The organism is Pseudomonas mucoides (genome assembly GCF_015461845.1).
Classification (GTDB): Bacteria; Pseudomonadota; Gammaproteobacteria; order Pseudomonadales; family Pseudomonadaceae; genus Aquipseudomonas; species Aquipseudomonas mucoides.
Window position 1 is genome coordinate 82630 of sequence record NZ_JACOPW010000007.1, and the last position, 26063, is coordinate 108692.

At 59.7% G+C, this 26063-nt stretch carries 23 protein-coding genes; 10 read left to right on the forward strand and 13 right to left on the reverse strand.

All coding sequences use genetic code 11. The features are described 5' to 3' along the window. Positions 1-17: 17 nt before the first annotated feature. The 3 genes from mreD to mreB form a co-directional block, all read right to left on the reverse strand. Positions 18-509, reverse strand: a complete 492-nt coding sequence (mreD, locus tag H8F22_RS25295) for a rod shape-determining protein MreD (protein WP_194940807.1) — start codon at positions 507-509, stop codon at positions 18-20. Further along, positions 509-1633: a rod shape-determining protein MreC gene (mreC, locus tag H8F22_RS25300; protein WP_081743970.1), complete on the reverse strand. Its 1125-nt coding sequence runs from the start codon at positions 1631-1633 to the stop codon at positions 509-511. The genes mreD and mreC overlap by 1 nt, the downstream gene beginning before the upstream one ends. A 143-nt stretch (positions 1634-1776) precedes the next feature. Next, positions 1777-2814, reverse strand: coding sequence for a rod shape-determining protein MreB (gene mreB, locus H8F22_RS25305; RefSeq protein ID WP_002555108.1), 1038 nt, complete (start codon positions 2812-2814; stop codon positions 1777-1779). A 211-nt stretch (positions 2815-3025) separates the two neighbouring features. Here mreB and gatC point away from each other — a divergent pair, with 211 nt between their 5' ends. The 6 genes from gatC (at position 3026) to H8F22_RS25335 (ending at position 8249) form a co-directional block, all read left to right on the forward strand. Beyond that, entirely contained in the window at positions 3026-3313 is a 288-nt protein-coding gene (gene gatC, locus H8F22_RS25310) for an Asp-tRNA(Asn)/Glu-tRNA(Gln) amidotransferase subunit GatC (protein WP_007901429.1), read from the forward strand. A gap of 16 nt (positions 3314-3329) precedes the next feature. Then, positions 3330-4781 carry an Asp-tRNA(Asn)/Glu-tRNA(Gln) amidotransferase subunit GatA gene (gene gatA / locus H8F22_RS25315; protein ID WP_027924517.1) on the forward strand — a complete coding sequence of 484 codons (1452 nt, stop codon included), beginning with the start codon at positions 3330-3332 and terminating at the stop codon, positions 4779-4781. Positions 4782-4791: 10 nt separating this feature from the next. Beyond that, positions 4792-6237, forward strand: a complete 1446-nt coding sequence (gene gatB, locus H8F22_RS25320; RefSeq protein WP_059181616.1) for an Asp-tRNA(Asn)/Glu-tRNA(Gln) amidotransferase subunit GatB — start codon at positions 4792-4794, stop codon at positions 6235-6237. Between the two features lie 148 nt (positions 6238-6385). Then, entirely contained in the window at positions 6386-6760 is a 375-nt protein-coding gene (locus tag H8F22_RS25325) for a septal ring lytic transglycosylase RlpA family protein (protein WP_027924515.1), read from the forward strand. Between the two features lie 50 nt (positions 6761-6810). Further along, on the forward strand, positions 6811-7872 hold the full coding sequence (locus tag H8F22_RS25330; RefSeq protein ID WP_027924514.1) for a calcium/sodium antiporter: 1062 nt from the start codon (positions 6811-6813) through the stop codon (positions 7870-7872). Continuing rightward, entirely contained in the window at positions 7869-8249 is a 381-nt protein-coding gene (locus H8F22_RS25335) for a carboxymuconolactone decarboxylase family protein (protein WP_027924513.1), read from the forward strand. The genes H8F22_RS25330 and H8F22_RS25335 overlap by 4 nt, the downstream gene beginning before the upstream one ends. Before the next feature lie 73 nt (positions 8250-8322). Here the strand turns inward: H8F22_RS25335 and H8F22_RS25340 are convergent, their stop codons facing one another. The 5 genes from H8F22_RS25340 to kdgD form a co-directional block, all read right to left on the reverse strand. Then, a complete protein-coding gene (locus tag H8F22_RS25340; protein WP_194940808.1) occupies positions 8323-9264 on the reverse strand; it encodes an AEC family transporter in 942 nt (313 codons plus the stop codon). 186 nt (positions 9265-9450) lie between these two features. Then, on the reverse strand, positions 9451-11004 hold the full coding sequence (gene garD, locus H8F22_RS25345; RefSeq protein ID WP_027924511.1) for a galactarate dehydratase: 1554 nt from the start codon (positions 11002-11004) through the stop codon (positions 9451-9453). A gap of 11 nt (positions 11005-11015) precedes the next feature. Beyond that, positions 11016-12395 (reverse strand): MFS transporter, encoded by a 1380-nt coding sequence (locus H8F22_RS25350; RefSeq protein WP_027924510.1) that lies wholly within the window; start codon positions 12393-12395, stop codon positions 11016-11018. Positions 12396-12484: 89 nt separating this feature from the next. Continuing rightward, on the reverse strand, positions 12485-13930 hold the full coding sequence (locus H8F22_RS25355; protein WP_194940809.1) for an aldehyde dehydrogenase family protein: 1446 nt from the start codon (positions 13928-13930) through the stop codon (positions 12485-12487). A gap of 60 nt (positions 13931-13990) precedes the next feature. After that, the gene (gene kdgD, locus H8F22_RS25360) at positions 13991-14902 is read right to left on the reverse strand and encodes a 5-dehydro-4-deoxyglucarate dehydratase (protein ID WP_027924508.1); all 912 of its coding nucleotides are present in this window, start codon (positions 14900-14902) and stop codon (positions 13991-13993) included. A 236-nt stretch (positions 14903-15138) separates the two neighbouring features. Here kdgD and H8F22_RS25365 point away from each other — a divergent pair, with 236 nt between their 5' ends. Beyond that, positions 15139-16443 (forward strand): phospholipase, encoded by a 1305-nt coding sequence (locus H8F22_RS25365; RefSeq protein WP_194940810.1) that lies wholly within the window; start codon positions 15139-15141, stop codon positions 16441-16443. 14 nt (positions 16444-16457) lie between these two features. Then, the gene (locus H8F22_RS25370; protein WP_027924506.1) at positions 16458-16649 is read left to right on the forward strand and encodes a hypothetical protein; all 192 of its coding nucleotides are present in this window, start codon (positions 16458-16460) and stop codon (positions 16647-16649) included. 129 nt (positions 16650-16778) lie between these two features. Here the strand turns inward: H8F22_RS25370 and H8F22_RS25375 are convergent, their stop codons facing one another. The 4 genes from H8F22_RS25375 to H8F22_RS25390 all read right to left on the reverse strand — a co-directional run bounded on the left by H8F22_RS25375 (position 16779) and on the right by H8F22_RS25390 (position 21293). After that, on the reverse strand, positions 16779-17528 hold the full coding sequence (locus H8F22_RS25375; RefSeq protein ID WP_027924505.1) for a FadR/GntR family transcriptional regulator: 750 nt from the start codon (positions 17526-17528) through the stop codon (positions 16779-16781). Between the two features lie 125 nt (positions 17529-17653). After that, entirely contained in the window at positions 17654-19381 is a 1728-nt protein-coding gene (locus H8F22_RS25380) for an ABC transporter ATP-binding protein/permease (protein ID WP_027924504.1), read from the reverse strand. 96 nt (positions 19382-19477) lie between these two features. Beyond that, positions 19478-20038 carry a response regulator transcription factor gene (locus H8F22_RS25385; protein ID WP_027924503.1) on the reverse strand — a complete coding sequence of 187 codons (561 nt, stop codon included), beginning with the start codon at positions 20036-20038 and terminating at the stop codon, positions 19478-19480. Further along, positions 20031-21293, reverse strand: a complete 1263-nt coding sequence (locus H8F22_RS25390) for an ATP-binding protein (protein WP_027924502.1) — start codon at positions 21291-21293, stop codon at positions 20031-20033. Before H8F22_RS25390 ends, H8F22_RS25385 begins: the two co-directional genes overlap by 8 nt. A gap of 318 nt (positions 21294-21611) precedes the next feature. On the opposite strand from H8F22_RS25390, the gene H8F22_RS25395 reads away from it, so the two are divergent. Next, a complete protein-coding gene (locus tag H8F22_RS25395; RefSeq protein ID WP_027924500.1) occupies positions 21612-22328 on the forward strand; it encodes an SIMPL domain-containing protein in 717 nt (238 codons plus the stop codon). A 224-nt stretch (positions 22329-22552) separates the two neighbouring features. On the opposite strand, the gene H8F22_RS25400 is transcribed toward H8F22_RS25395, so the two are convergent. Next, positions 22553-22918 carry a DUF6124 family protein gene (locus tag H8F22_RS25400; protein WP_027924499.1) on the reverse strand — a complete coding sequence of 122 codons (366 nt, stop codon included), beginning with the start codon at positions 22916-22918 and terminating at the stop codon, positions 22553-22555. Positions 22919-24419: 1501 nt separating this feature from the next. Between H8F22_RS25400 and H8F22_RS25405 the strand changes: the two genes are divergently transcribed. Beyond that, positions 24420-26045 (forward strand): ABC transporter substrate-binding protein, encoded by a 1626-nt coding sequence (locus H8F22_RS25405; protein WP_027924498.1) that lies wholly within the window; start codon positions 24420-24422, stop codon positions 26043-26045. The last annotated feature ends 18 nt before the right edge of the window (positions 26046-26063 follow it).

A 26063-nucleotide genomic window follows, 5' to 3' on the forward strand; every position in this document is an offset into this window, starting at 1 on the left:
GCCAATGCCTGACCGAATTAATTGATTTTGTAGCGCCGACGCAGACCACGCAAACCGTAGCTGACCCAAGGCCACAACAACGCGCTGACCAGTGCCGGCAGCACCAGCGCCAGGGTGGGTTGACGGTTACCGGTCAAGGCACTCAGCCACAACTGAACAAGCTGCGCCAGGCCGAAGATCACCAGGATCACCAGGCTCTGTTGCCACATCGGGAACATGCGCAAGCGCTGTTGCAGCGACAACACCAGGAAGGTAATCAACGTCAGGATCAATGCGTTCTGGCCAAGCAACGTGCCGTACAGCACGTCTTCAGCCAAGCCCAGGCACCACGCGGTGACCATGCCGACTTTTTGCGGCAGGGTCAGCGCCCAGAACGCGAGCAGCAACGCCAGCCACAACGGGCGGAGGATTTCCATGAACTGCGGCAGCGGTGAAACGCTGAGCAACAGGCCGATCGCGAACGTCAACCAGACAATCCAGCTGTTTCGGGAGGCTTTGACGCCGGCCATTATTCTTGTCTCCCAGTGGCAGCCGGTTCGGAGACAGGCGGTTTGACAGCAGGCTTCACGGCCGGCGGTTTACTGGCGGCAGGCGGCTTGGAAGCGGCGGGTTTGGCCGGTTTGGCGGGGGTTGCAGGAGCAGGCGTTGCTGGAGCCGGCGCAGCGGCCGCCGGCGTGACGGCAGGTGCAGCAGGCGCCACGGTTGCCGCCGGAACCGGTTTAGGAACGGTGGCCGGAATGATCGGACCGCCGCCGTGCTGATCCAGCGCCTCTTGTGCCTGGGCCGCTTCGTTGGCGCGCTCTTCGGCCGTGCGGCCATCGCTGAACACCAGCAGCAAATAACGGCTGCGGTTCAGCGCGGCGGTTGGAACGGCACGCACGATGGCAAATGGCTGGCCGGAATCGTGAATCACTTCTTTGACCGTCGCCACGGGGTAACCCGCCGGGAACCGCTGACCCAGGCCGGAGCTGACCAGCAGATCACCTTCCTTGATGTCGGCGGTATCCGCTACGTGACGCAACTCCAGGCGCTCCGGGTTGCCGGTGCCGCTGGCAATCGCCCGCAGACCGTTGCGGTTCACCTGCACCGGAATGCTGTGAGTCGTATCGGTCAGCAGCAAGACACGGGAGGTGTAGGGCATCAACTCGACCACCTGCCCCATCAGGCCGCGGGCATCGAGCACCGGCTGGCCAAGAATCACACCGTCGCGCTCACCCTTGTTGATGATGATGCGATGGGTGAACGGGTTCGGGTCCATGCCGATCAACTCGGCCACTTCGACCTTCTCGTTGACCAGCGCGGAAGAGTTGAGCAACTCGCGCAGCCGAACGTTCTGCTCGGTGAGGGCGGCAAGCTTCTGCATACGCCCCTGCAACAGCAGGTTTTCGGTCTTGAGTTTTTCGTTTTCGGCGACGAGCTCGGTACGGCTGCCAAATTGGCTGGCCACACCCTGCCATAGCCGCTGCGGCAGGTCGGTGATCCAGTAAGACTGCATCAGCACCAGCGACATTTGGCTACGCACTGGCTTGAGCAGTGTGAAGCGGGCATCGACCACCATCAGCGCGATCGAAAGCACGACCAGCACCAATAAGCGCACGCCCAGTGAGGGACCTTTGGAAAAAAGCGGTTTAATAAGCCGCTCCTCCCAGGCAAATGTTCTCTTTACTCATACGGCATCAAACCGGCCTGGATGCAGACTGACAGAAGATAAGCGCCAACAGGCAGCACTGCAAAGTGCCGCCTGCGCGCTCAACAGCATAGAGGCAATCCGGCGACTTATTCGCTGGAAAGCAGGTCCATGGTGTGTTTATCCATCATTTCCAATGCACGGCCACCGCCGCGAGCAACGCAGGTCAGCGGGTCTTCGGCAACGATCACCGGCAGACCTGTTTCCTGGGCCAGCAACTTGTCGAGGTCGCGCAGCAAGGCGCCACCACCGGTCAGTACCAGACCGCGCTCGGCGATATCGGACGCCAGCTCCGGAGGCGATTGCTCCAGTGCACTTTTCACAGCCTGAACGATGGTGGCCAGGGACTCTTGCAGAGCTTCCAGCACTTCATTGGAGTTCAGGGTGAAAGCACGTGGAACGCCTTCGGCCAGGTTACGGCCACGAACGTCAACTTCACGCACTTCGCCGCCCGGGTAAGCCGTACCGATTTCCTGCTTGATGCGCTCGGCAGTGGATTCGCCGATCAGGCTGCCGTAGTTGCGACGCACGTAGGTGATGATCGCTTCGTCGAAGCGGTCGCCGCCAACCCGTACGGATTCAGCGTAAACCACACCGTTCAGGGAGATCAGGGCGATTTCAGTAGTACCACCACCAATATCGACCACCATCGAACCGCGTGCTTCTTCAACCGGCAGGCCGGCACCGATCGCAGCAGCCATCGGCTCTTCGATCAGGAACACTTCACGAGCACCGGCACCAAGGGCCGATTCACGGATGGCACGACGCTCAACCTGGGTGGATTTGCACGGAACGCAGATCAGCACACGCGGGCTAGGCTGCAGGAAGCTGTTTTCGTGAACCTTGTTGATAAAGTATTGCAGCATCTTTTCGCAGACGCTGAAGTCGGCAATCACGCCGTCCTTCATCGGACGAATGGCAGCAATGTTGCCCGGCGTACGGCCGAGCATACGCTTCGCCTCGGTGCCGACAGCAACGACACTTTTCTGGTTACCGTGTGTCCGAATAGCCACAACCGATGGCTCATTCAGGACGATACCGCGCTCGCGCACGTAAATAAGGGTGTTGGCAGTGCCCAGGTCAATGGAAAGATCGCTGGAAAACATGCCACGCAGTTTCTTGAACATGGGAAAGGGACCCTAGGCAACGCGTGGGTAAAAAAGTGCGGCAAACTCTAACAACGACAGGGATTTTGGGCAAGGCGCCAATATGTTAAATTGGCCGCTTTTCTGTGCACCAACCCCCACAATCGCGGCCTTATGACCGTAGAAATGCGGTAGTGTTCCGACAATCTAACACACGGACGCCGTCCGTTCTGTATTCCACTGGAGAATCGCAATGGCGCTTGAACGCTCCGACGTGGAAAAAATCGCTCATTTGGCCTGCCTTGGCCTTAATGATGCCGATCTTCCACACATCACTTCGGCCCTGAACAGCATTCTGGGCCTGGTCGACGAAATGCAGGCGGTCAATACCGACGGTATCGAGCCGCTGGCCCACCCATTGGAAGCCAGCCAGCGCCTGCGTGCAGACGTCGTGACCGAGACCAATCATCGCGAGGCTTATCAGTCCATCGCACCAGCGGTCGAAAACGGCCTGTACCTGGTTCCGAAAGTCATCGACTAAAGGGAAAGAGCCTGCAATGCATCACATGACTCTGGCCGAGATCGCCCGCGGACTCGCCGAAAAAAAGTTTTCTTCCGAAGAGCTGACCAAGACCCTGCTGGCGCGTATCGCCCTGCTTGATCCTCAGCTCAACAGTTTCATCAGCCTCACCGAGGACCTGGCGCTCCAGCAGGCGAAAGCCGCTGACGCACGCCGGGCCAATGGTGAGAGCGGCGCCCTGCTCGGCGCGCCGATTGCCCACAAAGACCTGTTCTGCACCCAGGGCATCCGTACCAGCTGCGGCTCGAAGATGCTCGACAACTTCAAAGCCCCGTACGACGCCACCGTCGTCGCCAAGCTGGCGGCTGCCGGGACCGTGACCCTGGGCAAGACCAACATGGACGAATTCGCCATGGGGTCGGCCAACGAGTCGAGCTACTACGGCCCGGTGAAAAACCCATGGAACCTGGAATACGTGCCTGGCGGTTCGTCCGGCGGTTCGGCCGCCGCGGTTGCCGCGCGCCTGCTGCCTGCAGCCACCGGCACCGACACCGGCGGCTCGATCCGTCAGCCAGCGGCCCTGACCAACCTCACCGGCCTGAAACCGACGTACGGTCGTGTTTCGCGCTGGGGCATGATTGCCTACGCCTCCAGCCTCGATCAGGGCGGCCCGATGGCACGCACTGCCGAAGACTGCGCGATTTTGTTGCAAGGCATGGCCGGCTTCGATCCAAAGGACTCCACCAGCATCGACGAGCCTGTGCCGGATTACCGCGCCAGCCTCAACGATTCGCTGCAAGGCCTGCGCATCGGTGTGCCGAAGGAATACTTCAGCGCCGGTCTCGACCCGCGCATTGCCGAGCTGATCCACACCAGCGTCAAGGAGCTGGAAAAGCTCGGCGCCGTGATCAAGGAAATCAGCCTGCCGAACATGCAGCACGCGATTCCTGCGTACTACGTGATCGCGCCGGCAGAAGCCTCGTCCAACCTGTCGCGTTTCGATGGCGTGCGCTTTGGCCATCGTTGCGAGAACCCGAAAGACCTGATCGATCTGTACAAGCGTTCCCGTGGCGAAGGTTTCGGCCCGGAAGTGCAGCGCCGGATCATGGTCGGTGCCTACGCGCTGTCGGCCGGTTACTACGACGCCTACTACCTGAAGGCCCAGAAGATTCGTCGCTTGATCAAGAACGACTTCATGGCTGCCTTCAATGAGGTCGACATCATCCTCGGCCCAACCACGCCGAACCCGGCCTGGAAGCTCGGCGCCAAGAACAGCGACCCGGTCGCTGCCTACCTGGAAGACGTCTACACCATCACCGCCAACCTCGCTGGCCTGCCGGGCTTGTCCATGCCGGCCGGTTTCGTCGATGGCCTGCCGGTGGGCGTGCAACTGCTCGCGCCGTATTTCCAGGAAGGTCGCCTGTTGAACGTTGCCCACCAGTATCAGTTGAACACTGACTGGCACACCCGCACCCCAACCGGCTTCTGAGGAGACACACATGCAATGGGAAGTCGTGATCGGGCTGGAGATTCATACCCAGCTCACCACCCGGTCGAAAATCTTTTCCGGTAGTTCCACCACCTTCGGTTCCGAGCCGAATACCCAGGCCAGCCTGATCGACCTGGGCATGCCCGGCGTATTGCCGGTGCTGAACCAGGAAGCGGTGCGCATGGCGGTGATGTTCGGTTTGGCGATTGACGCCGAGATCGGCCAGCACAACGTGTTCGCCCGTAAAAACTATTTCTACCCGGATTTGCCGAAGGGCTATCAGATCAGCCAGATGGAATTGCCGATCGTCGGCAAGGGCCACCTGGACATCGCCTTGGAAGACGGCACGATCAAACGTGTTGGCGTGACCCGTGCGCACCTGGAAGAAGACGCCGGTAAAAGCCTGCACGAAGAGTTCAACGGTGCCACCGGCATCGACCTGAACCGTGCCGGCACGCCGCTGCTGGAAATCGTCTCCGAGCCGGACATGCGCAGCGCCAAGGAAGCCGTGGCTTACGTCAAGACGATCCACGCGCTGGTGCGTTACCTGGGCATCTGCGACGGCAACATGGCCGAAGGCTCGCTGCGTTGCGACTGCAACGTGTCGATCCGTCCGAAAGGTCAGGTTGAGTTCGGCACTCGCTGCGAGATCAAGAACGTCAACTCGTTCCGCTTCATCGAAAAAGCGATCAACAGCGAAGTACAGCGTCAGATCGAGCTGATCGAAGACGGCGGCAAAGTGATCCAGCAGACCCGTCTGTACGATCCGAACAAGGACGAAACCCGTCCGATGCGCAGCAAAGAGGAAGCCAACGACTACCGTTACTTTCCCGATCCGGACCTGCTGCCCGTGGTCATCGAAGATTCGTTCCTCGACGACGTGCGCGCGACCCTGCCAGAACTGCCACCGCAAAAACGCGAGCGTTTCCAGGAGCAATTCGGTCTGTCGGTCTATGACGCCAGCGTGTTGGCGACCAGCCGCGAGCAAGCCGATTACTTCGAGAAAGTCGCGAGCATCGGCGGCGACGCCAAACTGGCGGCGAACTGGGTAATGGTCGAGTTGGGCAGCCTGCTCAACAAGCAAGGCCTGGACATCGAAGACTCACCGGTTTCGGCCGAGCAACTGGGCGGCATGCTGCTGCGCATCAAGGACAACACCATCTCTGGCAAGATCGCCAAGGTCGTGTTTGAAGCGATGGCCAACGGCGAAGGCAGCGCGGACGAAATCATCGACAAGCGCGGCCTCAAACAAGTGACCGACACCGGTGCGATCTCGGCGGTGCTGGACGAAATGCTTGCGGCCAATGCCGAACAGGTTGAACAGTACCGCGCGGCAGACGAAGCCAAACGCGGCAAGATGTTCGGCTTCTTCGTCGGCCAGGCCATGAAAGCCTCCAAAGGCAAGGCCAACCCGCAACAGGTCAACGAACTGCTGAAAAGCAAGCTCGAAGGCTGATGAGCATGGAGCCAGTTTCAAAGCCTGGCTCCACCCCCTGTGGGAGCGAGCTTGCTCGCGATTGCGGTTTTGCATTCAACAATGAGTTGGCTGTCAGGACGCAATCGCGAGCAAGCCCGCTCCCACATTTGTTTGTGGAAACCTTTAAATGAAGCGTCTACTCGGTGCCTGCGCCCTGCTCGCTCTGCTGGCCGGTTGCGCCAGTAACGATGTCATCGATCCACACGGCTACGACAAGACCGGTACGGCGTCCTATTACGGCGCCAAACACCAAGGTAAACGCACCGCCAGTGGCGAGCGTTTCGACAAGAATTCCATGACCGCCGCCCACCGCCAGTTGCCCTTCGGCACGCGGGTGAAGGTCACCAACCTGAACAACGACAAGTCCTGCGTGGTCCGCATCAACGACCGTGGGCCGCATACCCGCGGGCGCCTGATCGATCTGTCCCATGCAGCCGCCGAACGCCTGGGCATGATCAGCAGCGGTACCGCCAAGGTTCGCGTGCAAGCCCTCGACGACTGACAGACGGAGTACCGACCATTTTCGGACTTGCCGATGTACCCCTGATCAGCCTGATTGAACTGCTCAGTGGCCTGGTTCTACTGATTATCGGCGCGGAGCTGATGGTGCGCGCGGCCGTGCGCCTGGCAGCGCGACTGCATGTGCGCCCACTGATCATCGGCCTGACCATCGTCGCCCTCGGCAGCAGTGCGCCGCAGATGGCCGTCAGCCTGCAAGCCACCCTGGCGGACAATGCCGACATTGCCGTCGGCAGCGTGATCGGCAGCAGCATCTTCAACATTCTCGTCACCCTCGGGCTCTCGGCGCTGATCATTCCGCTGCGGGTTTCGCGCCAACTGGTGCGCCTGGATATTCCGCTGATGATCGGCGCCAGCCTGCTGGTGTTCGTGCTGGCCTGGAATGAACAACTGACCCGCACCGATGGCATGATCCTGCTGGCGGCACTGGCGCTGTACCTGGGCTTGCTGTTGCGCCAGTCGCGGCACTCGGCCCGCCCGCCATCGAGCGATCCCCTAAGTCAGGCCGCGCCCTGGTTCAGCAGCCTGCTGATGATCGTGGCGGGGCTGGCGATGCTGGTCTACGCCGGGCATCTGCTGCTGGGCGCCGCCGTGGTGGTGGCAACCGACCTTGGATTGTCGGAACGGATCATCGGCCTGACCATCGTCGCCATCAGCACCTCCCTGCCGGAACTCGCCACCTCCCTGATCGCCGCCCTGCGCGGTCAGCGCGACATTGCCGTGGGTAACGTGATCGGCAGCAACCTGTTCAACCTGTTGGGCGTGCTCGGCGTGACAGCGTTGATCGCGCCGTCACCGCTGTCGGTATCACCCAACGCCCTGGATTTCGACTTGCCGGTGATGCTCGGCGTCGCGGTGTTGTGCCTGCCGTTGTTCTACACCGGCTACCGGGTGACCCGGGCCGAAGGTTTGCTGTGCCTGGGTTTGTACCTGGCTTACGGGCTGCACGTGGTGTCGTTCACCACCGGCATGCCGCTGGCCGGCAAGCTCGAACACCTGATGCTGTTTTTCGTTCTGCCGGCGCTGGTGGCGTTTTTGCTGTTCACGTCGCTGCTCGCCTGGCGTCGCCAACACCACAAGAGGGATGTGCCATGACCGACAATAAAAAACCTGGCGTTGAAGTCCGCCGCCAAGTGATGGGCGACGCTTTCGTCGACCGCGCACTGGGCAATGCCACCGAATTCACCCAGCCGTTGCAGGATTTCGTCAATGAACACGCGTGGGGCGCTGTGTGGAACCGCGAAGGCCTGGAACTGAAAACCCGCAGCCTGATCACCCTCGCCGCGCTGACCGCGCTGAAGTGCCCGCAGGAATTGAAAGGCCATGTGCGCGGTGCATTGAACAACGGCTGCACCGTGGAAGAGATTCGTGAAACGCTGCTGCATTGCGCGGTGTATGCCGGTGCGCCGGCGGCGATAGATGCATTTCGGGCGGCGCAGGAAGTGATTGAGAGTTATCAGAAGCCGGAATAAAAATCCGGCATTTGTGGTGATTGTTCAGCCGTCATCGGGAGCAGGCCCTGAAAAACAACCCAAAATCCCAGGGCTAGATCCACCCACCCCACTGCAACAAAAAGATCCCGACGTTGGTGGTCACCGCCGCCATCAACGTGGTGATGACGATGATCGCCGCCGCCAGTTCATGATTCCCCTCAGCCTGACGGGCCATCACAAAACTGGCCGCCGCCGTCGGGCTGCCAAAATACAAAAACAGAATCCCCAACTCCGCCCCACGAAAGCCCCACAGCCACGCCCCAAGGGTCGCCAGCACCGGCAGGCCGATCATCTTCACCAGGCTGGAACTGAGCGCCATATCGCCGCTCTTGCGCAGCGCCGCCAGCGACAGCGTGCCGCCAATGCAAATCAACGCCAGCGGCAATGTGGTCTGCGCCAGGTACTGCCCGGACGTCTCCAGCCACCCCGGCAAACCGATCTTGAAATAGGCAAACGGCGCCGCCGCGAATACGCTGATGATCAGCGGATTGCCCATCACGCTTTTGCAGATGCTCCACGGATCGGACTTGATCACCGGGCTGTACACCGCCAGCACAATGGTCGACAGCGTGTTGTAGAACAGGATCACCAGCGCCGCGAGAATCGCCCCGAGGGAAATCCCGTAGGCGCCGTACATGCTCGCCGCCAGCGCCAGGCCGATGACCCCGTTGTTGCCGCGAAACGCGCCTTGGGTATAAATCCCCCGGTCTTCGCGCGGGCACTTCCAGATCGCCCAGACCCAGGCAATGGCGAAACTCACCAGCGTGGCCATCGAGAAGTAGATCAGCAGCGCCGGTTGCAGCGCCGCGTGCAGGTCCGCATGCAGAATGCCCAGAAACAGCAACGCCGGCATGGTGACGTTGAACACCAGGGCCGACGCGGTGTGGATGAAATTGTCGTTGATCCAGCCAATGCGCTTGAGCAGCACACCCAGAAACAGCATGGCAAACACCGGCGCGGTGATGTTCAGTGTTTCGAGGAAGATTGCCAGCATGCCGAGGGGAACCTTGGGTGAGCGTCGTTAGGGGGCTAATAATAAGCCACTCAGCCCTTCGGCGTCTGTTAGACCGCAATCGCGAGCAAGCTCGCTCCCACATTTGTCCTGCGAAAAACACACAATCTGCGCACGACGAAAATCCCGGAGGGAGCGAGCTTGCTCGCGATGAACGATAACGCGGTCTCAGGTGATCGGCGCAGGGTTGAACAGGGTGATGTCGTTATGCAGCTTGTGCTGCTCGGCCCACGTCTGCTTCTTGCCACTGGCCACGTCCAGGTAGTAGTGGAACAACTCCCAGCCGAGGTCTTCGATCGACGCCCGCCCGGTGGCAATCCGCCCCGCATCGATGTCGATCAAATCCGGCCAGCGCTGCGCCAGTTCCGTACGGGTTGACACCTTCACCACCGGCGCCATCGCCAAGCCATACGGCGTACCACGGCCGGTGGTGAACACGTGCAGGTTCATCCCCGCCGCCAACTGCAACGTCCCGCAGACAAAGTCACTGGCCGGGGTTGCGCAGAAGATCAGGCCCTTGCGCTTGAAACGCTCGCCAGGGCCAAGCACCCCATTGATCGCGCTGCTGCCGGACTTGACGATCGAGCCCAGGGATTTCTCGACGATGTTCGACAACCCGCCCTTCTTGTTGCCCGGCGTGGTGTTGGCGCTACGGTCCGCTTCGCCCTTGGCCAGATACCGGTCGTACCAGTCCATTTCCCGCACCAGTTCCTGAGCGACTTCTTGAGTTTCCGCTCGCGAGGTCAGCAAGTAGATCGCGTCGCGCACTTCAGTCACTTCGGAAAACATCACCGTCGCACCGGCACGCAGCAACAAGTCCGAGGCATAACCCAGCGCCGGGTTAGCGGTGATGCCGGAGAACGCATCACTGCCGCCGCACTGCATGCCCAGAATCAGCTCGGACGCCGGCACGGTTTCCCGGCGGCGCTGATCGAGCTTCTTTAAACGGGTTTCGGCCAGCGCCATGATCTGCTCGATCATCTCGGTGAAACCGTGACTCGAATCCTGCAGGCGGTACAACCACGGCTCGCTCAGATCCACCGAGCTGTCGTTCTCGTGCATCACCTGCCCGGCCTGCAATTTCTCGCAACCCAGGCTGATCACCAACGCTTCGCCACCCAGGTTCGGGTTACGCGCCAGGTTGCGCACAGTACGAATCGGGATGTACGCATCGGCCGCCGTAATCGCCACACCACAGCCGTAGCTGTGGGTCAGCGCGACCACGTCGTCGACGTTCGGGTACTTGGGCAGCAACTCGTCCTTGATGCGCTTGACCGCATGATCCAGCACACCGGTGACGCACTGAACGGTCGTGGTAATCCCCAGGATATTGCGTGTGCCGACAGTGCCGTCGGCGTTGCGATAACCCTCGAACGTATAGCCGTCGAGCGGGGCTTGCGCCGCCGGCACTTCGGTGGACAGCGGCAAGCTGTCCAGCGGCGGCGCGGTGGGCATGCGCAGTTGATCTTCCTTGACCCAGCTGCCGCGCGGAATCGGCTGCAACGCGTAGCCAATAGTCTGGCCGTAACGAATCACCTGCCCGCCTTCGGGAATGTCTTCCAGCGTGACTTTGTGGCTTTGTGGCACGAAGTCCACGGTCACCAGGCCATCGGGAAACTCGGTGCCGGCCGGCACGCCCTGGTCATTGACCACGATCACTACGTTGTCCCGCTCGTGCAGGCGGATGTAGCGCGGCGAGTCGGAATGTTCAATCAACTGCATGACGCCGCTCCTCAGGAATGCGCTTGTGACAATTTGTTGTTTTTTTCAGGACCGCTGACTGGCGGCTCCTTGAGTACCACGCGTTTGATCGGACCAACGATCACCAGGTAGCTGAACACCGCCACCAGTGCGTTGCAACCGACAAACACCAGCGCCCATTTGAACGAGCCGGTGGAGCTGATGATGTAGCCGATCACGATTGGCGTGGTGATCGACGCGATGTTGCCGAACATGTTGAACAGGCCGCCACTCAAACCGGCGATCTGTTTTGGCGAGGTATCGGACACCACGGCCCAGCCCAACGCGCCCACTCCTTTGCCGAAGAAGGCCAGGGCCATGAAGCCCACGACCATCCATTCGATGTCGACGTAGTTGCAAGCCACGATGCTGCTGGACACCAGCAGGCCCGCGATGATCGGCGCCTTGCGGGCGAAGGTCAGGGAGTGGCCCTTGCGCAGCAGGTAGTCGGAAATCACACCGCCCAACACACCACCGATAAAACCGCAGATCGCCGGCAACGAGGCAATGAAACCGGCCTTGAGGATGGTCATGCCGCGTTCTTGCACCAGATACACCGGGAACCAGGTCAGGAAGAAGTAGGTGATGGCGTTGATGCAATACTGGCTCAGGTAGACGCCGAGCATCATGCGATTGGTCAGCAGCTGACGCACGTAGTCCCATTTCGGGCCTTCAGCCGGTTTGCCGGCGGCTTGCCCTTTGCCTTTGTCCTGGTCCATGTCGACCATGCCGCCGTTCTCGGCGATGTGCTTGAACTCGGCCTCGTTGATCATCGGGTGCTGACGCGGACTGTGGATAACTTTCAGCCAGATCAGCGAGAACACGATGCCGATGCTGCCCATCACCACAAACACATGCTGCCAGCCGAACGTGTAGACGATCCAGCCCATCAGCGGTGCAAACAGAACGGTGGCGAAGTATTGCGCCGAGTTGAAGATCGCAGACGCAGTACCGCGTTCAGCGGTCGGGAACCAGGCCGCAACGATGCGTGCGTTACCAGGGAAGGATGGCGCTTCGGCCAGGCCGACGAGGAAGCGCAGCATGAACAGCGCAACGATCGCCGTGGACATGCCGAACTCACCGACGTAGCCCTGGAGCACGGTGAACAGCGACCAGGTGAAGATGCTCAGTGCGTAGACTTTTTTCGAGCCGAAACGGTCCAGCAGCCAGCCACCGGGAATTTGCCCGGCCACGTAGGCCCAACCGAATGCAGAGAAGATATAACCGAGAGTGACCGCGTCGATGCCGAGGTCTTTTTGCAGGCTCGAGCCCGCAATGGCGATGGTAGCCCGGTCGGCGTAGTTGATCGTGGTCACCAGGAAAAGCATGAGCAGGATCAAATAGCGGACATGGGTCGGCTTGGTCGCTTGCATGTAGATGTACTCCCACTGATTATTTTTATGCGCGGGTGGAACTATTTACAGGGGTTGCGGCATCGATGCCGATACCGCGGCGTTTCCTGTCAGGAGCCGATGTAAGAGGTCTTCACCACGGTGTAGAACTCTTGCGCATAGCGACCTTGCTCGCGGGATCCATAGGATGAACCTTTACGCCCGCCGAATGGAACGTGGTAATCCACGCCTGCGGTCGGCAGGTTGACCATCACCATCCCGGCCTGGGAATGGCGCTTGAAGTGGTTGGCGTACTTCAACGAGGTGGTCGCGATACCCGCCGACAGACCGAACTCGGTGTCGTTGGCCATGGCCAGTGCCGCTTCGTAATCCGCGACGCGAACCACGTTGGCCACCGGACCGAAGATCTCTTCGCGGCTGATGCGCATCGCGGCTTCGCTGTCGGCAAACAGCGTTGGCGCGAGGTAATAGCCTTCGGTGTCGCAGGTCACCAGACCACCGCCACTGACCAGACGCGCACCTTCGGACTGGCCGATGTCGATGTACTTCATGTCTTGCTCAAGCTGAGCCTGGGAAACCACGGGACCAATGTCAGTACCGGTTTTCAGCGCATGGCCGACCTTGATCGACTTCATGCGTTCGGCCACGGCTTCGACGAATTTGTCGTGGATGCCGGCCGTCACGATGAAACGGCTGGAAGCAGTGCAACGCTGACCGGTGGAGTAGAACGCGCTCTGCACCGACAGCTCGACCGCTTGCTTGAGGTCAGCGTCGTCGAGAATGATCTGCGGGTTCTTGCCGCCCATTTCCAGCTGAACCTTGGCTTGACGCGATACACAGCTGACCGCGATCTGACGACCGACACCGACGGAACCGGTGAAGCTGATGCCGTCGACTTTCGGGCTCTGCACCAGCGCATCGCCGACCACCCGACCGCTGCCCATCACCAGGTTGAACACGCCAGCCGGGAAGCCTGCGCGGGAGATGATTTCGGCCAGGGCCCAGGCGCAACCGGGTACCAGATCCGCTGGTTTCAGCACGACGCAGTTACCGTACGCCAGGGCCGGGGCGATTTTCCACGCGGGGATGGCGATCGGGAAGTTCCACGGGGTGATCAGGCCAACCACGCCCAATGCTTCGCGAGTCACTTCAACGTTCACACCCGGGCGTACCGACGGCAAATAGTCGCCGGACAGACGCAGGGTTTCACCAGCGAAGAACTTGAAGATGTTACCGGCGCGAGTCACTTCGCCGATGGCTTCAGGCAGGGTCTTGCCTTCTTCACGGGCCAGCAAGGTACCGAGTTCTTCGCGACGGGCGAGGATTTCAGTACCGACTTTATCCAGCGAGTCGTGACGTGCCTGAATGCCCGACGTCGACCAGGCCGGGAACGCGGCGCGAGCGGCGTCGATGGCGGCGTGGACTTGAGCCAGATCGGCTTTGGCGTAGTGACCGATGGTGTCGGTCAGTTCGGACGGGTTGATGTTGGCGCAGTAATCACTGCCCGCCACCCATGCACCGTTGATGTAGTTATCAAAACGCTTTGCATCTGCCACAACAATTCTCCTCACGCAAAAGGCCGCTGATCACTCAGCGGCCCTGTTAAATCGGATGTGTTACTGCGCACCTTGCTTGTCGATCAGCGCGGCGAGCATTTCGTACTCTTCGGCCGTCAGATCGGTCAGCGGTGCACGCACAGGACCTGCGTCGTAACCGGCAATTTTTGCCCCGGCCTTGACGATGCTCACCGCGTAGCCGGCTTTGCGGTTACGGATGTCCAGGTAGGGGAGGAAGAAGTCGTCGATGATCTTGCCAACGGTGGCGTGATCTTCGCGAGCGATGGCGTGGTAAAAATCCATCGCGGTTTTCGGGATGAAGTTGAACACCGCCGAGGAGTAAACCGGCACGCCCAGGGCTTTGTAAGCAGCGGCGTAGACTTCAGCGGTCGGCAAACCGCCCAGGTAGCTGAAGCGATCGCCGAGGCGACGACGGATCGACACCATCAGTTCGATATCGCCCAGGCCATCTTTGTAGCCGATCAGGTTCGGGCAGCGCTCGGCCAGACGTTCCAGCAAAGGAGCGGTCAGGCGGCAGACGTTACGGTTGTAAACCACCACGCCGATTTTCACCGATTTGCACACGGCTTCAACGTGGGCGGCAACGCCGTCCTGGCTGGCTTCGGTCAGGTAGTGCGGCAGCAGCAACAGGCCTTTGGCGCCCAGGCGCTCGGCTTCCTGTGCGTACTCGATGGCTTGACGGGTCGAACCGCCCACGCCGGCCAGGATCGGCACGCTGGTTTCGCAGGTGTCGACGGCAGTCTTGATGATTTCCGAATATTCGCTGGCCGCCAGAGAGAAGAACTCACCGGTGCCGCCCGCGGCGAACAACGCCGTGGCGCCGTATGGGGCCAGCCATTCGAGACGCTTGATGTAGCCCGCGCGATGGAAATCGCCCTGAGCATTGAAATCGGTGACCGGGAAAGACAACAGGCCGGAAGAGAGGATGGACTTCAGTTCTTGTGGATTCATTATTCGAACACCCTGAGTAGCAACGTATGTGTGTGAGGAAACCGTTCAGCTTTCGCCGAGTTGTAGGTCATCGTACAACTTAAATAATAACCGTCAACTGCATTTCATCGCCGTCTGCATTTTTATGTAGGAGAGGTTCTGTCCTTGACGTAGGAAATTTCTGGGCTAAGATCGAATTAACTGTATATGCATACAGTTAATTTGAAATCTGCCTACGACATATCAAGGAGCTAGAAATGTCAGGTCTACACACTCAATCCCAGGAAAAACCCAAGCAGGTCATTACCGTTCTGGATGATCTTTTCAATGAGCACGGCATTGCCATCAGTGGCCATGAATTGCTGGTGCTGCACTTGGGCACACCTCACAACCACGCTCCTCAACCGTCCACCTCCCCTTCCGGCAAAGCCTTGAATGGCAAGCCGCCACTGAGGTTCGAGGGGGGTGAACACACGGCTATCGGGGATGGCACCCTGCTGCGTTTCATCAAGGATGCCCCCGCGATCCCGGCCTCACAGGTCGAACTGCATTTGCCCAACGGGCTGGCGCTGACCTATGGCCAGGTTGTTGCGCTGGGCGGTGATTTCTACGGAATTCCCGAGCAACCGATCAGCGAAGGCGCCACCGCTCCGGACCGAGTCCAGCGCTTCTCCAACGCATTCAACTCGCTGGCGGTGCTGCCGGCCGCGAATGCCGAGGCCAAGCTGATCCTCGGGGTCATGCAAAAGGAAATCGCCGCCGTGAAGCAGGCGATCCAGGACGGCAAACAGCCTCACGAGGTCTATGACGCCCTCGGAGATACGTTGTCGGAGGAGTGGAACAAGATCACCGGCGGCGGCAGTTTCGTCTCGGCGCTATTCCCGTTGGGGCGTTATCTGAAACTCGCCGCCAACAATACTGACCACTTTGCCGAAGGGGCACTGGCAGCCTATATCGCCGGCCACACTACGGCCGTGCAGCAAGCCGTGCTGGCGAAAAACAGTGGTGATGAAAAACTGCTGGAAATCGCCTACGCGATGAATGCGTTTGCCGATCATTACCTGACTGACCTGTTTTCCGCGGGCCACCTGCGTGTACCGCGCAAGCAACTGGCGGCGGTGGTCACACCCAGCGACCTGGGCTCGTTGATCACCCGTTTCATGCACGACGAAGACAGCAAGTTCGGCCTCAATGTGCGTAATGGCAACGCCGATCAATGGCGCGCGTATGGCGACAAACGCTATTTCGACGCGATCGACAGCGCCAATCGCGTGCAGGTCAATCAAGCGGTTCAGCTGTCTGCGGATGAGATCTTCACGGCGTACCTCAGCGGTGTCGCTCCATCGCCCAGCAACTTCAGCGCCTTGAAAAAGCTGCCGGACTTGCAAGCCGCGCTGAACCCGGCCGGCAATTTCTCGCCGCTGTTCAGGGTCGAGGGCAGCAAGGTGCTGCGGCGCAAGGACGTCAACAACCTGAACGACACCGCCACCATCGACGACTGGTGGGGCTGGAGCACTTATTTGCTGCTCAAGGACTACACACCCACCGGCAACGTTGCCTGATAAGGAGATCCATGATGACGATCAAAGTGAAACTGGAACTGGCTTCGGGCCAATCTATGAACGGGGCGCCGTTGGAGTTGTTGTCCAAGGGCGTGGTGATTGCGCGGGCGGTGGTGAATGAACGGGGGGATGTGGTGTTTGATGCCAAGCCTGGGGTGGCTGGATTGGCGGTGAGGGTGGATCGTTCGATCCTGCGTATCAGCTAACTTTTTCATCAGGGCTGAAGGCCCTATCGCGAGCAAGCTCGGCTCCCACAGGTTTTCACAAGACACTGTGGGAGCCGGGCTTGCTCGCGATGGCATTCCAGCAGACAGCAGAAAATTGCGACCGGAAAATTAACCCCGCTGCGCCTCAGCCTCTTCATGCGCATGACGCAACCGCTCGCGGCTATTCGTCAGGTGCAAACGCATTGCGGCCCGCGCCGCATCGGAATCCTGACGGGCGATGGCGTCGTAAATCTCTTCGTGTTCACGGCTCAGGCGATTCATGTAGTGCTGCTGGTCGTCATGGGCCAGGCGCGCGGAGTTCAGGCGGGTGCGCGGAATGATGCTGGTGCCGAGGTGGGTCATGATGTCGGTGAAGTAGCGGTTACCGGTCGCCAGCGCGATTTGCAGGTGGAACTGGAAGTCCGAGGCGACCGCATCGCTGGCATGCGAAGCGCTTTCGTTGAGGGCGTCCAGCGCAGCTCTCATCAAACCTAGTTGCTCGTCGCTGCGGCGTTGCGCGGCGAGGCCGGCGGACTCCACTTCGAGGCTGATGCGCAACTCCAGAATCGCCAACACGTCACGCAGAGTGACCACCGTTGCCGGATCGATGCGAAAGCCGCTCGGGCTCGGGGTATCGAGCACGAAGGTGCCGATGCCATGGCGGGTTTCAACCTGCCCGGCCGCCTGCAAACGGGAAATCGCCTCGCGCACCACCGTGCGGCTGACGCCATGAGCATCCATGATCGCCGACTCGGTGGGCAATTTGTCGCCGCGCTTGAGGTGACCGTCGCGGATCTGCTCGGACAGCACCGTCACCAATTCCTGTGCGAGGCTGCGGCGCTTGCGAGGGAGGCGTGGTGCGTCGATCGGGTTTTCCATGGTGAACATCTGTCTCGAAAATTCGGCTGAAACCGCATCATAGCTCAACGCGGTTGTACGATCACCGTCAGCATCCACTATCCCTGTGGGAGCGAGCAAGCTCGCTCCCACAGGGATAGTGGTGTTTATGCGGTCACGGTCTGGTCCACCAAATGGCCGTTCTCGATTCGAACATGCCGTGGGTGGAAACGCTTCAGGCTGCTGCGGTGCCCGACGCTGATGATGCTCAACCCCGGCAACTCGTCGATCAACGCTTGATACAGCGACCCTTCATCCTCTTCATCCATCGCCGAAGTGGCTTCGTCCATGTACAGCCATTGCGGTGCATACAGCAGCGCTCGGGCAAACGCCAAACGTTGCTGTTCACCCGGCGAGAGCATGCGCTGCCAGTGGTTCGCCTCATCCAGACGTGCAACAAGATGCGGCAAACGGCAGGTTTCCAGCACATGGACGTAGCGTTCCTGCGGATAGATATCACCCGCCTGTGGATAACTCAGCGCCTCACGCAAGGTGCCAATCGGCAAGTACGGCTTTTGCGGCAGGAACAGGTAGCGCGCCGACGGCAGACGGATACTGCCGTGGCCGGCTGGCCACAGATGCCCCATCGCGCGCAACAAGGTCGACTTGCCGCTGCCGGAACGGCCGCTGAGCATCACGCGATCGCCCTCTTCCACCGTCAGGTCGGCGTTGGTCAGCAGGTGACGACCGTCCGCCAGATCGAGGCCGAGGTTGTGGATCTTCAGTTCATCGCCCTGATTCTGTACGTCGATGGCCGGTTGGCGCTCTTCGTTGTCGGTCATGGCCTGACGGAAACTCAGCAGACGATCACAGGTGGCACGCCATGAGGCGAGGTCCTGATACGCGCTGATAAACCAGCTGAAACTCTCTTGCACGTTGCCGAACGCCGAGCTGATTTGCATCAGTTCACCGAGTTCGATCTTGCCGGCGAAGTAACGCGGCGCAGCGACCATGAACGGGAAAATGATCGCGGCCTGACTGTAACCGGCGGTGAAGAATGTCAGGCGCTTGGACACTTTCATGATGTCCCAGAAGTTGTGCCAGACCATTCCGAAACGGCTGCTCAAGCGACGATTTTCATTCGGCTCGCCGTTGTACAACGCGATACTTTCGGCATTCTCACGAACCCGGACCATGGAGAAACGCAGGTCGGCTTCGAAGCGTTGTTGTTGGTTGTTCAGGCCGATCAAGCGACGACCGATCAAATGCGTCAGCCAGCTACCGACCACGGCGTAGACCAGCACACACCAGAACATGTAGCCGGGAATGGTAAAACCGAACACTTCAATGCTGCCCGAAACGCCCCACAAAATGATCGAGAACGACACCAGGCTGACGACGTTGCGGATCAGCCCGATGCCCAGGCTCAGGGTGTTGGCCGTAAAGTTGTTGAGGTCTTCGGAAATCCGCTGGTCCGGGTTATCGGTGTAACCGCCCTGCTCCAGCTGGTAGTAGTTTTTGTTGCCGAGCCAGCGGGCAAAGTGTTTCTCCGTCAGCCAGGCTCGCCACCGGATCGTCAGCATCTGCGTCAGGTAGAGCCGGTACACCGCCCCGACAATCGCCACGGCGGCAATCGCGCAGAAATACAGAATCAGCTGCCAGAACGCCGCTTCATCCTTCTTCTGCAAGGCGTTGTAAAAATCCTTGTACCAGGTGTTGAACCACACCGAGATCCCCACGCTGATCAACGACAGGGCAATCACCGCGATCAGCAGCGTCCAGGCCTTGCCCTTCTCTTCACTTTGCCAATAGGGCGTGATGATCGCCCAGACCTTGCGGAAAAACTGCCCGCGCACGGCATCGTTGACCGCGGAATATTCAGCGTTCTGATTCATGGATAAGGCTCGATAAAGAAAAGTACACACACGAACCGATCATAGTTGATCGGCTCGAGTTATCGCGAGGGGTGGCGATGATCGTTCAGCGCCCGTTCAGCGGCGCACCGGACGTTTCTGCAGTTTGCGCTGCAGGGTACGGCGGTGCATGCCCAGGGCGCGGGCCGTGGCCGAGATGTTGCCTTCGTGCTCGGTCAGCACGCGCTGGATGTGCTCCCACTGCAAACGGTCCACCGACATCGGGTTTTCCGGCACCAGGGTGTCGAGGTCGGCGTGCTCGGACAGCAAGGCTGCCAGCACGTCGTCGGCGTCGGCCGGTTTGCACAGGTAATTGCAGGCACCGCGCTTGATCGCCTCGACGGCGGTGGCGATGCTCGAATAACCGGTGAGGATCACCACGCGCATTTCCGGGTCCAGTTCCAGCAGCTTGGGCAGCAAGACCAGGCCCGAGTCGCCGTCCATTTTCAGGTCCAGCGCGGCGTAATCCGGCAGGTCGGCCTGGGCGATGGTCAGGCCTTCTTCGGCAGAGCCGGCGGTGCTCACGCGAAAACCACGGCGGGCCATGGCGCGGGCCATCACGCGGGTAAAGGTTGCATCGTCGTCGACCAACAGCAAATGCGGCAGTTCTTCGCCTTCAACCTGGATATCGTCACTCATGTTCGTCTCCTCGGGCGACACGGGGCAGGCGCAGCTCGGTGAGCGTGCCGCCTTCCTCATGACTGTAGAGTTTCACTGAGCCGCCGGCGCGTGTCACGCTGGCCTTGCTCAAAAACAGGCCCAGGCCGAAACCTTTGCCCTTGGTGGTAAAAAACGGTTTGCCGATCTGTTCGGCGATGGCCAGCGGCACACCGGCACCGTGATCGCGGATGCTGATGGTCAGGTCTTCGGCGTTCCAGTCCAGCGTCACCTGCAGCCCTTCAGGGCACGCATCAGCAGCGTTGTTCAGCAAATTCAGCAGCGCCTGGGTCAGGTCCGGTGGCGGTGCCATGCGCGGCACAGTGCCTTGGCCCAGGCGCTGGAAGCGGTAACTGGCTTCCGGGCGCATCAGGTGCCAGCGGTTCAGCGCTTCGTCGAGCCAGTCGGTGACGTCCTGCATTTCCACCGCCAAACGGCGATTGGCCTCGGCGGCGCGCACCAGTTGCTGCAAGGTCTCTTTGCACAGCTTGACCTGATCCTGCAGCACACTCAAATCGTCCTGCAACAACGGGTCGTGGTGGTCCTGGCGCATTTCCTTGAGCAACACGCTCATGGTCGCCAGCGGCGTGCCCAATTCATGCGCCGCGCCGGCGGCTTGCGTCGCTACCGCCAGCAATTGCTGGTCACGCAGACCTTCTTCACGCCGAATCGCCCGCAGCTCTTCCTGACGGCGCAGCTCTTCGGCCATGCGCGCGGCGAAAAACGTAATGACCGCCGCCGCCAGTGCGAAACTCAGCCACATCCCATAGACCTGCAGGTTCTCCCGGGCAATCGGGAAGGTTTGCAGCGGATAGAACCGCGCGAGCAGCAAGGTGTACATCGTCAACGCGATACCCGACAGAATCACCGAATAGCGCCATGGCAACGTCACCGCGGCGATGGTCAGCGGCACCAGGTAATACGAGACGAACGGGTTGGTCGAGCCACCGGAGAAATACAGCAGGGCACTGTGGATAAACAGGTCGCAGGCCAGTTGCAGCGCATATTCCAGCTCGGTGACCGGCCACGTCGTGCGCAGCCGAACCGCGGTAAATGCGCACAACAGCGTCGAGCAACCGAGGGTCATGGCCAGTTGCACCCACGGCAGCGGCAGCAGGTCGAGCCAATAGGCCAACCCGACGGAACCGGCCTGAGCGGCGAGCACTAACGTGCGGATGAACGTCAACCGCCAGAGGTTCTGGCGAGTGGCAGAAGTGATTTGAACGGGGGCGAGCATGAGCTCTCCTGATGAGCGCTCCAGGCGGATCGCACGGAGTATAACCAAGCACGGGGGCTGACAGGCAAAAGTGCGGCAAACGGCCACATGGCAGAAAGATCTGCGGCGGCTATAAGGCCGCTATCGCGAGCAAGCTCGCTCCCACCTTGAAATGCATTCCCCTGTGGGAGCGTGGCTTGCCCGCGATTGACCGCGAAGCGGTCACCTGTCGCTATCTGTATAGAAGTTGTAACTGTGCGAACCGGATCAATAAAGCTAGAGTCTGATGGTTTCACGCAGGCTCGGACCTGACACCTGCGCATCGCCCAAGGAGCTTTCATGCACACATTGCGCCGCTGCACCGCCCTCCTCGCCCTGAGTGCCGGCACCCTCGCCAGCCTCCCGGCCCTCGCCGCCGACGAGCTGCATTACAACCAGATTTCCCTGCGCGCCGAAGTCAGCCAGGAAGTGGCCCGCGACCTGATGATCGTGACCCTTTACACCGAAGACCAAAACACCGACCCGGCCAAACTCGCCGCCGACGTCAGCACCACCATGAACAAAGCACTGGCCCAGGCCAAACAGGTCAAAGACATCACCCTGCGCCAGGGCAGCCGCAACAGCTACCCGATCTACGACACCAAGGGCCAGAAAATCACCGGCTGGCGTGAACGCGCCGAACTGCGCCTGGAAAGCTCGGACTTCGCCGCCCTGTCGAAACTGACCGGCGAACTGCTCACCGACCTGAAAATGGGCGGCATGGACTTCGCCATCGCCACACCAACACGCAAGGCCAGCGAAGACGCACTGCTTAAAGAAGCCGTGACCGCCTTCAAGGCTCGCGCACAACTGGCGACCGATGCACTGGGTGGCAAGAGCTACAAGATCGTTAACCTGAACCTGAACAGCAACGGTTATCCACAACCGTACATGCGCGCCCCAATGATGATGAAAGCCGCCTCGATGGATGCCGCACCGGTGACACCGGATGTTGAGGCGGGCACCAGTCAGGTCAGCATGACGGCGGATGGCGCGATTGAAGTGTTGATGCCTTGATTTGATAAGACGTACATAAAAACGGCGATCACTGGAGTGAACGCCGTTTTTTTTGCCTGCCAGAAGTCGGGGTGAACCCTTCAATTCTTTGGCGAATGATAGGCCGCCATCGCGAGCAAGCTCGCTCCCACAGTGGATCTACGGTGAGCACAGTATTTGTGTACGACATAAATCCTGTGGGAGCGAGCTTGCTCGCGATGAACGATAACGTGGTCTCTGAACTACTATGCTGGATCGACGTTATCCAGTGCCCGATTCACCGCCAGCTCTGCCAGCATGATGATCTGCTGAATCGCCAACACCGTATTACGCTGCGGGCCGATCAGGTTCGCGGCGAAATCACTGGTCATGACACTGGCGGAGGCCAGTGATTCGCAGGCTTGGGCCAGCAGGCTTTCGGTGTCCATGTTCGGGGCGATCATGTACATCGTGCTGGGACGGCGGGGTTTTTCGGTGTATTGGGATGGGGAATCGAGGTAGTAGTCGAGGGCGCGTTTTATGGCTTCGTGGTCTTTGAGTAATGTTTCGGCGCGTAAGTCTTCAGCTTCGGTTTCGGGGGTGGTGGGTGGATCGGGGATTAGCTTGTCCATGGAATGCTCCTACTTATAAATGGGAGCCATCCAATGTCGTTTCCACACGACAATTAGGTGGCGGCTGCACGCAGGGTGGAAATACCGGTTAGTAGGACCCGGCCAGACCGAAGTCTGCCCACGCACAGCCGCCATGACGCAGTTTGCAGACGAAAGAAGACGTCGGCAACGATTACGATGGTCCAGCTATGCGGCTACTAAAAGATCCAGGTTTCCACACCCGGTCGCTGAAATCGCAGCGACCGCCAGAGATTAGGGGCACTGCTTCCTACCCGGCAACCTGAAAAATGCGTGGGAAAGCTCTGTGTTTTTTACACATCGTTCAACACAAAAATGGAACGCGGAGCGTCCCTGGCGGCATTCCCACGCGGGAGCGTGAGAACGATCAGTTGGGGGGCAGCAGAAAGAGATTGGTCGGCTGTCAGGCCGCCATCGCAGGCAAGCCAGCTCCCACAATTGGATTGGGTTTACCTGATGGGGATCGGTTGGCTGTGAGGCCGTATTCGCGAGCAGGCTCGCTCCCACATTTTGAATTGGGTGTATCTGGTAGAGATTGGTCGGCTGTCAGGCCGCCTTCGCGAGCAGGCTCACTCCTACACGGAGTCCGCGTACCGCCCTTGCTTCTCACCACTCAACGGGCCGAGCGTTAGCTCGCCTACAGCTTTTGATCTTGACGCACCGCCCCCTCGAGAGGCCGAGTGGAGGTTCTGCGCAGTGGGCAACCCGGCATGGATGCCGGGTTAGCCGCCCCCGGCCATGGATGGCCGATGGCGGCGGGCCCACGGAGCAGGACCGGAGCGAGGGCATGCCGAGCCTGGGCGAGGCACCGAACGAAAGGGGCAAATGCGCTTTGGTTACTTTGGCGCACTTCCAAAGTGACTCGCTGTAAGAGCGAAACCATTAGCGGCCGTTACCGCAGGAATGGATATGTACCCCGCCATCGAAAAAAGGCGCCACCAATAAAAAGCCAAGGTTGCACCCAGTACCACCCATAAACGTGCAGCCCACGACCGTGCGCCAACTGTCGCCAATAATGTACTGATTAGACCAACAACCAAGATGTCCACTGACAAACACCTGCCAGTCAAACTGCACCCCCCCCCACGACAAACCCGTTAAACAACAAATACCTACCACACGGTCCCAAACTCAACAGCCCCCACGCCCGGCGCAAAATATTCTCAATCCCAAAAAGCCACCCACCCAACCCATTCAACCCCCAAAACGTGGGTATAAATAAGTAACACCACGCTCCAACCGGGTGCGCAAGCCCCGCCAATCGCCCCGCCGCGGTGCGCCGGTTGCACCGAAAAAAACCTGCGCAAACGGTCAAATGCGCCTGAATTTATACAAATGCGACATTAAGGTACGTACGTGCCACTGTTTAACGCCTGTGGTCGCTCTGGATCTTGCATTGGGTACGGCCCCTGCATAAGTATCCGCAGGTCGACTCACGAGGTCGTCCTCTAATTCCAAAAATGACAACAATCATGAGGCCACCATGCTTAAACACGCGGTCATTCCGTTTTTAGTCGGCGCCAGCTTGCTAGCTAGCGCACCCTTCGCCCAAGCCGCGACTAACCTGGTGTTCTGCTCCGAAGGGAGCCCGGCCGGTTTCGATCCAGGTCAATACACCACCGGAACCGACTTCGACGCCTCTGCAGAAACCATGTTCAACCGCCTGACCCAGTTCGAGCGCGGCGGCACCGCCGTGATTCCTGGCCTGGCGACCAGCTGGGACATTTCCCCGGACGGCCTGACGTACACCTTCCACCTGCGTGACGGCGTCAAGTTCCACACCACCCCGTACTTCAAGCCGACTCGTGAGTTCAACGCCGACGACGTGCTGTTCACCTTTAATCGCATGATTAACAAGGATGACCCGTTCCGTAAGGCGTACCCGACTGAATTCCCGTACTTCACCGACATGGGGATGGACACCAACATCACCAAGATCGATAAAGTCGACGACAAAACCGTCAAGTTCACGTTGAAAGAAGTGGATGCCGCGTTCATCCAGAACATGGCCATGAGCTTCGCCTCGGTGCAGTCCGCCGAGTACGCAGCCCAGCTGCTGAAAGAAGGCAAAGCGGCAGACATCAACCAAAAGCCGGTCGGCACGGGTCCGTTCGTATTCAAGAGCTACCAGAAAGACTCCAACATCCGCTACACCGGGAACAAGGACTACTGGAAGCCTGACGACGTCAAGATCGACAACCTGATCTTCGCCATCACCACCGACCCGTCGGTGCGTATCCAGAAGCTGAAGAAGGGCGAGTGCCAGATCACTCTGTTCCCACGTCCAGCCGACTTGAAGGCGCTCAAAGAAGACAAGACCCTGAAAGTGCCTGATCAGGCCGGTTTCAACCTGGGTTACATCGCCTACAACGTGATGGACAAGATCAAGGGCAGCGACGAGCCGAACCCGATGGCCCAACTGAAAGTGCGTCAGGCACTGGACATGGCCGTCAACAAGCAGCAGATCATCGACTCGGTTTACCAGGGCGCAGGCCAACTGGCCGTCAACGCCATGCCGCCAACCCAGTGGTCTTACGACACCACCATCAAAGATGCTCCGTACAACCCTGAGAAAGCCAAAGAGCTGCTCAAGGAAGCCGGCATCAAGGAAGGTACCGAGATCAACCTGTGGGCGATGCCGGTACAGCGTCCTTACAACCCGAACGCCAAACTGATGGCTGAAATGCTGCAGTCCGACTGGGCCAAGATCGGCATCAAAGCCAAGATCGTGACCTACGAGTGGGGCGAGTACATCAAGCGCTCCAAAGGCGGCGAAAACGGCGCGATGCTGATTGGCTGGAGCGGCGACAACGGTGACCCGGACAACTGGCTGAACGTGTTGTTCGGCTGCGACTCGCTGCAAGGCAACAACTTCTCCAAGTGGTGCGACAAGAAGTTCGACGGCATCGTTAAAGAAGCCAAGCGCACAACCGACCAGGCCAAGCGCACCGAACTGTACAAACAGGCGCAACACGTCCTCAAAGATGCAGTTCCAATGACACCTATCGCTCACTCGACGGTGTTCCAACCAATGCGCAACGAAGTGCGGGATTTCAAGATCAGTCCGTTTGGCTTGAACTCCTTCTACGGCGTCAGCGTCAGCAAATAAGGTTTTGCAACGGCGACG

Coding starts and splice junctions, on each gene's coding strand:
- mreD (WP_194940807.1), bottom strand. CDS start 509: ATGGCCGGCGTCAAAGCCTCCCGAAACAGCTGGATTGTCTGGTTGACG.
- mreB (WP_002555108.1), bottom strand. CDS start 2,814: ATGTTCAAGAAACTGCGTGGCATGTTTTCCAGCGATCTTTCCATTGAC.
- gatC (WP_007901429.1), top strand. CDS start 3,026: ATGGCGCTTGAACGCTCCGACGTGGAAAAAATCGCTCATTTGGCCTGC.
- gatA (WP_027924517.1), top strand. CDS start 3,330: ATGCATCACATGACTCTGGCCGAGATCGCCCGCGGACTCGCCGAAAAA.
- gatB (WP_059181616.1), top strand. CDS start 4,792: ATGCAATGGGAAGTCGTGATCGGGCTGGAGATTCATACCCAGCTCACC.
- H8F22_RS25325 (WP_027924515.1), top strand. CDS start 6,386: ATGAAGCGTCTACTCGGTGCCTGCGCCCTGCTCGCTCTGCTGGCCGGT.
- H8F22_RS25335 (WP_027924513.1), top strand. CDS start 7,869: ATGACCGACAATAAAAAACCTGGCGTTGAAGTCCGCCGCCAAGTGATG.
- H8F22_RS25340 (WP_194940808.1), bottom strand. CDS start 9,264: ATGCTGGCAATCTTCCTCGAAACACTGAACATCACCGCGCCGGTGTTT.
- garD (WP_027924511.1), bottom strand. CDS start 11,004: ATGCAGTTGATTGAACATTCCGACTCGCCGCGCTACATCCGCCTGCAC.
- H8F22_RS25350 (WP_027924510.1), bottom strand. CDS start 12,395: ATGCAAGCGACCAAGCCGACCCATGTCCGCTATTTGATCCTGCTCATG.
- kdgD (WP_027924508.1), bottom strand. CDS start 14,902: ATGAATCCACAAGAACTGAAGTCCATCCTCTCTTCCGGCCTGTTGTCT.
- H8F22_RS25365 (WP_194940810.1), top strand. CDS start 15,139: ATGTCAGGTCTACACACTCAATCCCAGGAAAAACCCAAGCAGGTCATT.
- H8F22_RS25370 (WP_027924506.1), top strand. CDS start 16,458: ATGACGATCAAAGTGAAACTGGAACTGGCTTCGGGCCAATCTATGAAC.
- H8F22_RS25375 (WP_027924505.1), bottom strand. CDS start 17,528: ATGGAAAACCCGATCGACGCACCACGCCTCCCTCGCAAGCGCCGCAGC.
- H8F22_RS25380 (WP_027924504.1), bottom strand. CDS start 19,381: ATGAATCAGAACGCTGAATATTCCGCGGTCAACGATGCCGTGCGCGGG.
- H8F22_RS25385 (WP_027924503.1), bottom strand. CDS start 20,038: ATGAGTGACGATATCCAGGTTGAAGGCGAAGAACTGCCGCATTTGCTG.
- H8F22_RS25390 (WP_027924502.1), bottom strand. CDS start 21,293: ATGCTCGCCCCCGTTCAAATCACTTCTGCCACTCGCCAGAACCTCTGG.
- H8F22_RS25395 (WP_027924500.1), top strand. CDS start 21,612: ATGCACACATTGCGCCGCTGCACCGCCCTCCTCGCCCTGAGTGCCGGC.
- H8F22_RS25400 (WP_027924499.1), bottom strand. CDS start 22,918: ATGGACAAGCTAATCCCCGATCCACCCACCACCCCCGAAACCGAAGCT.
- H8F22_RS25405 (WP_027924498.1), top strand. CDS start 24,420: ATGCTTAAACACGCGGTCATTCCGTTTTTAGTCGGCGCCAGCTTGCTA.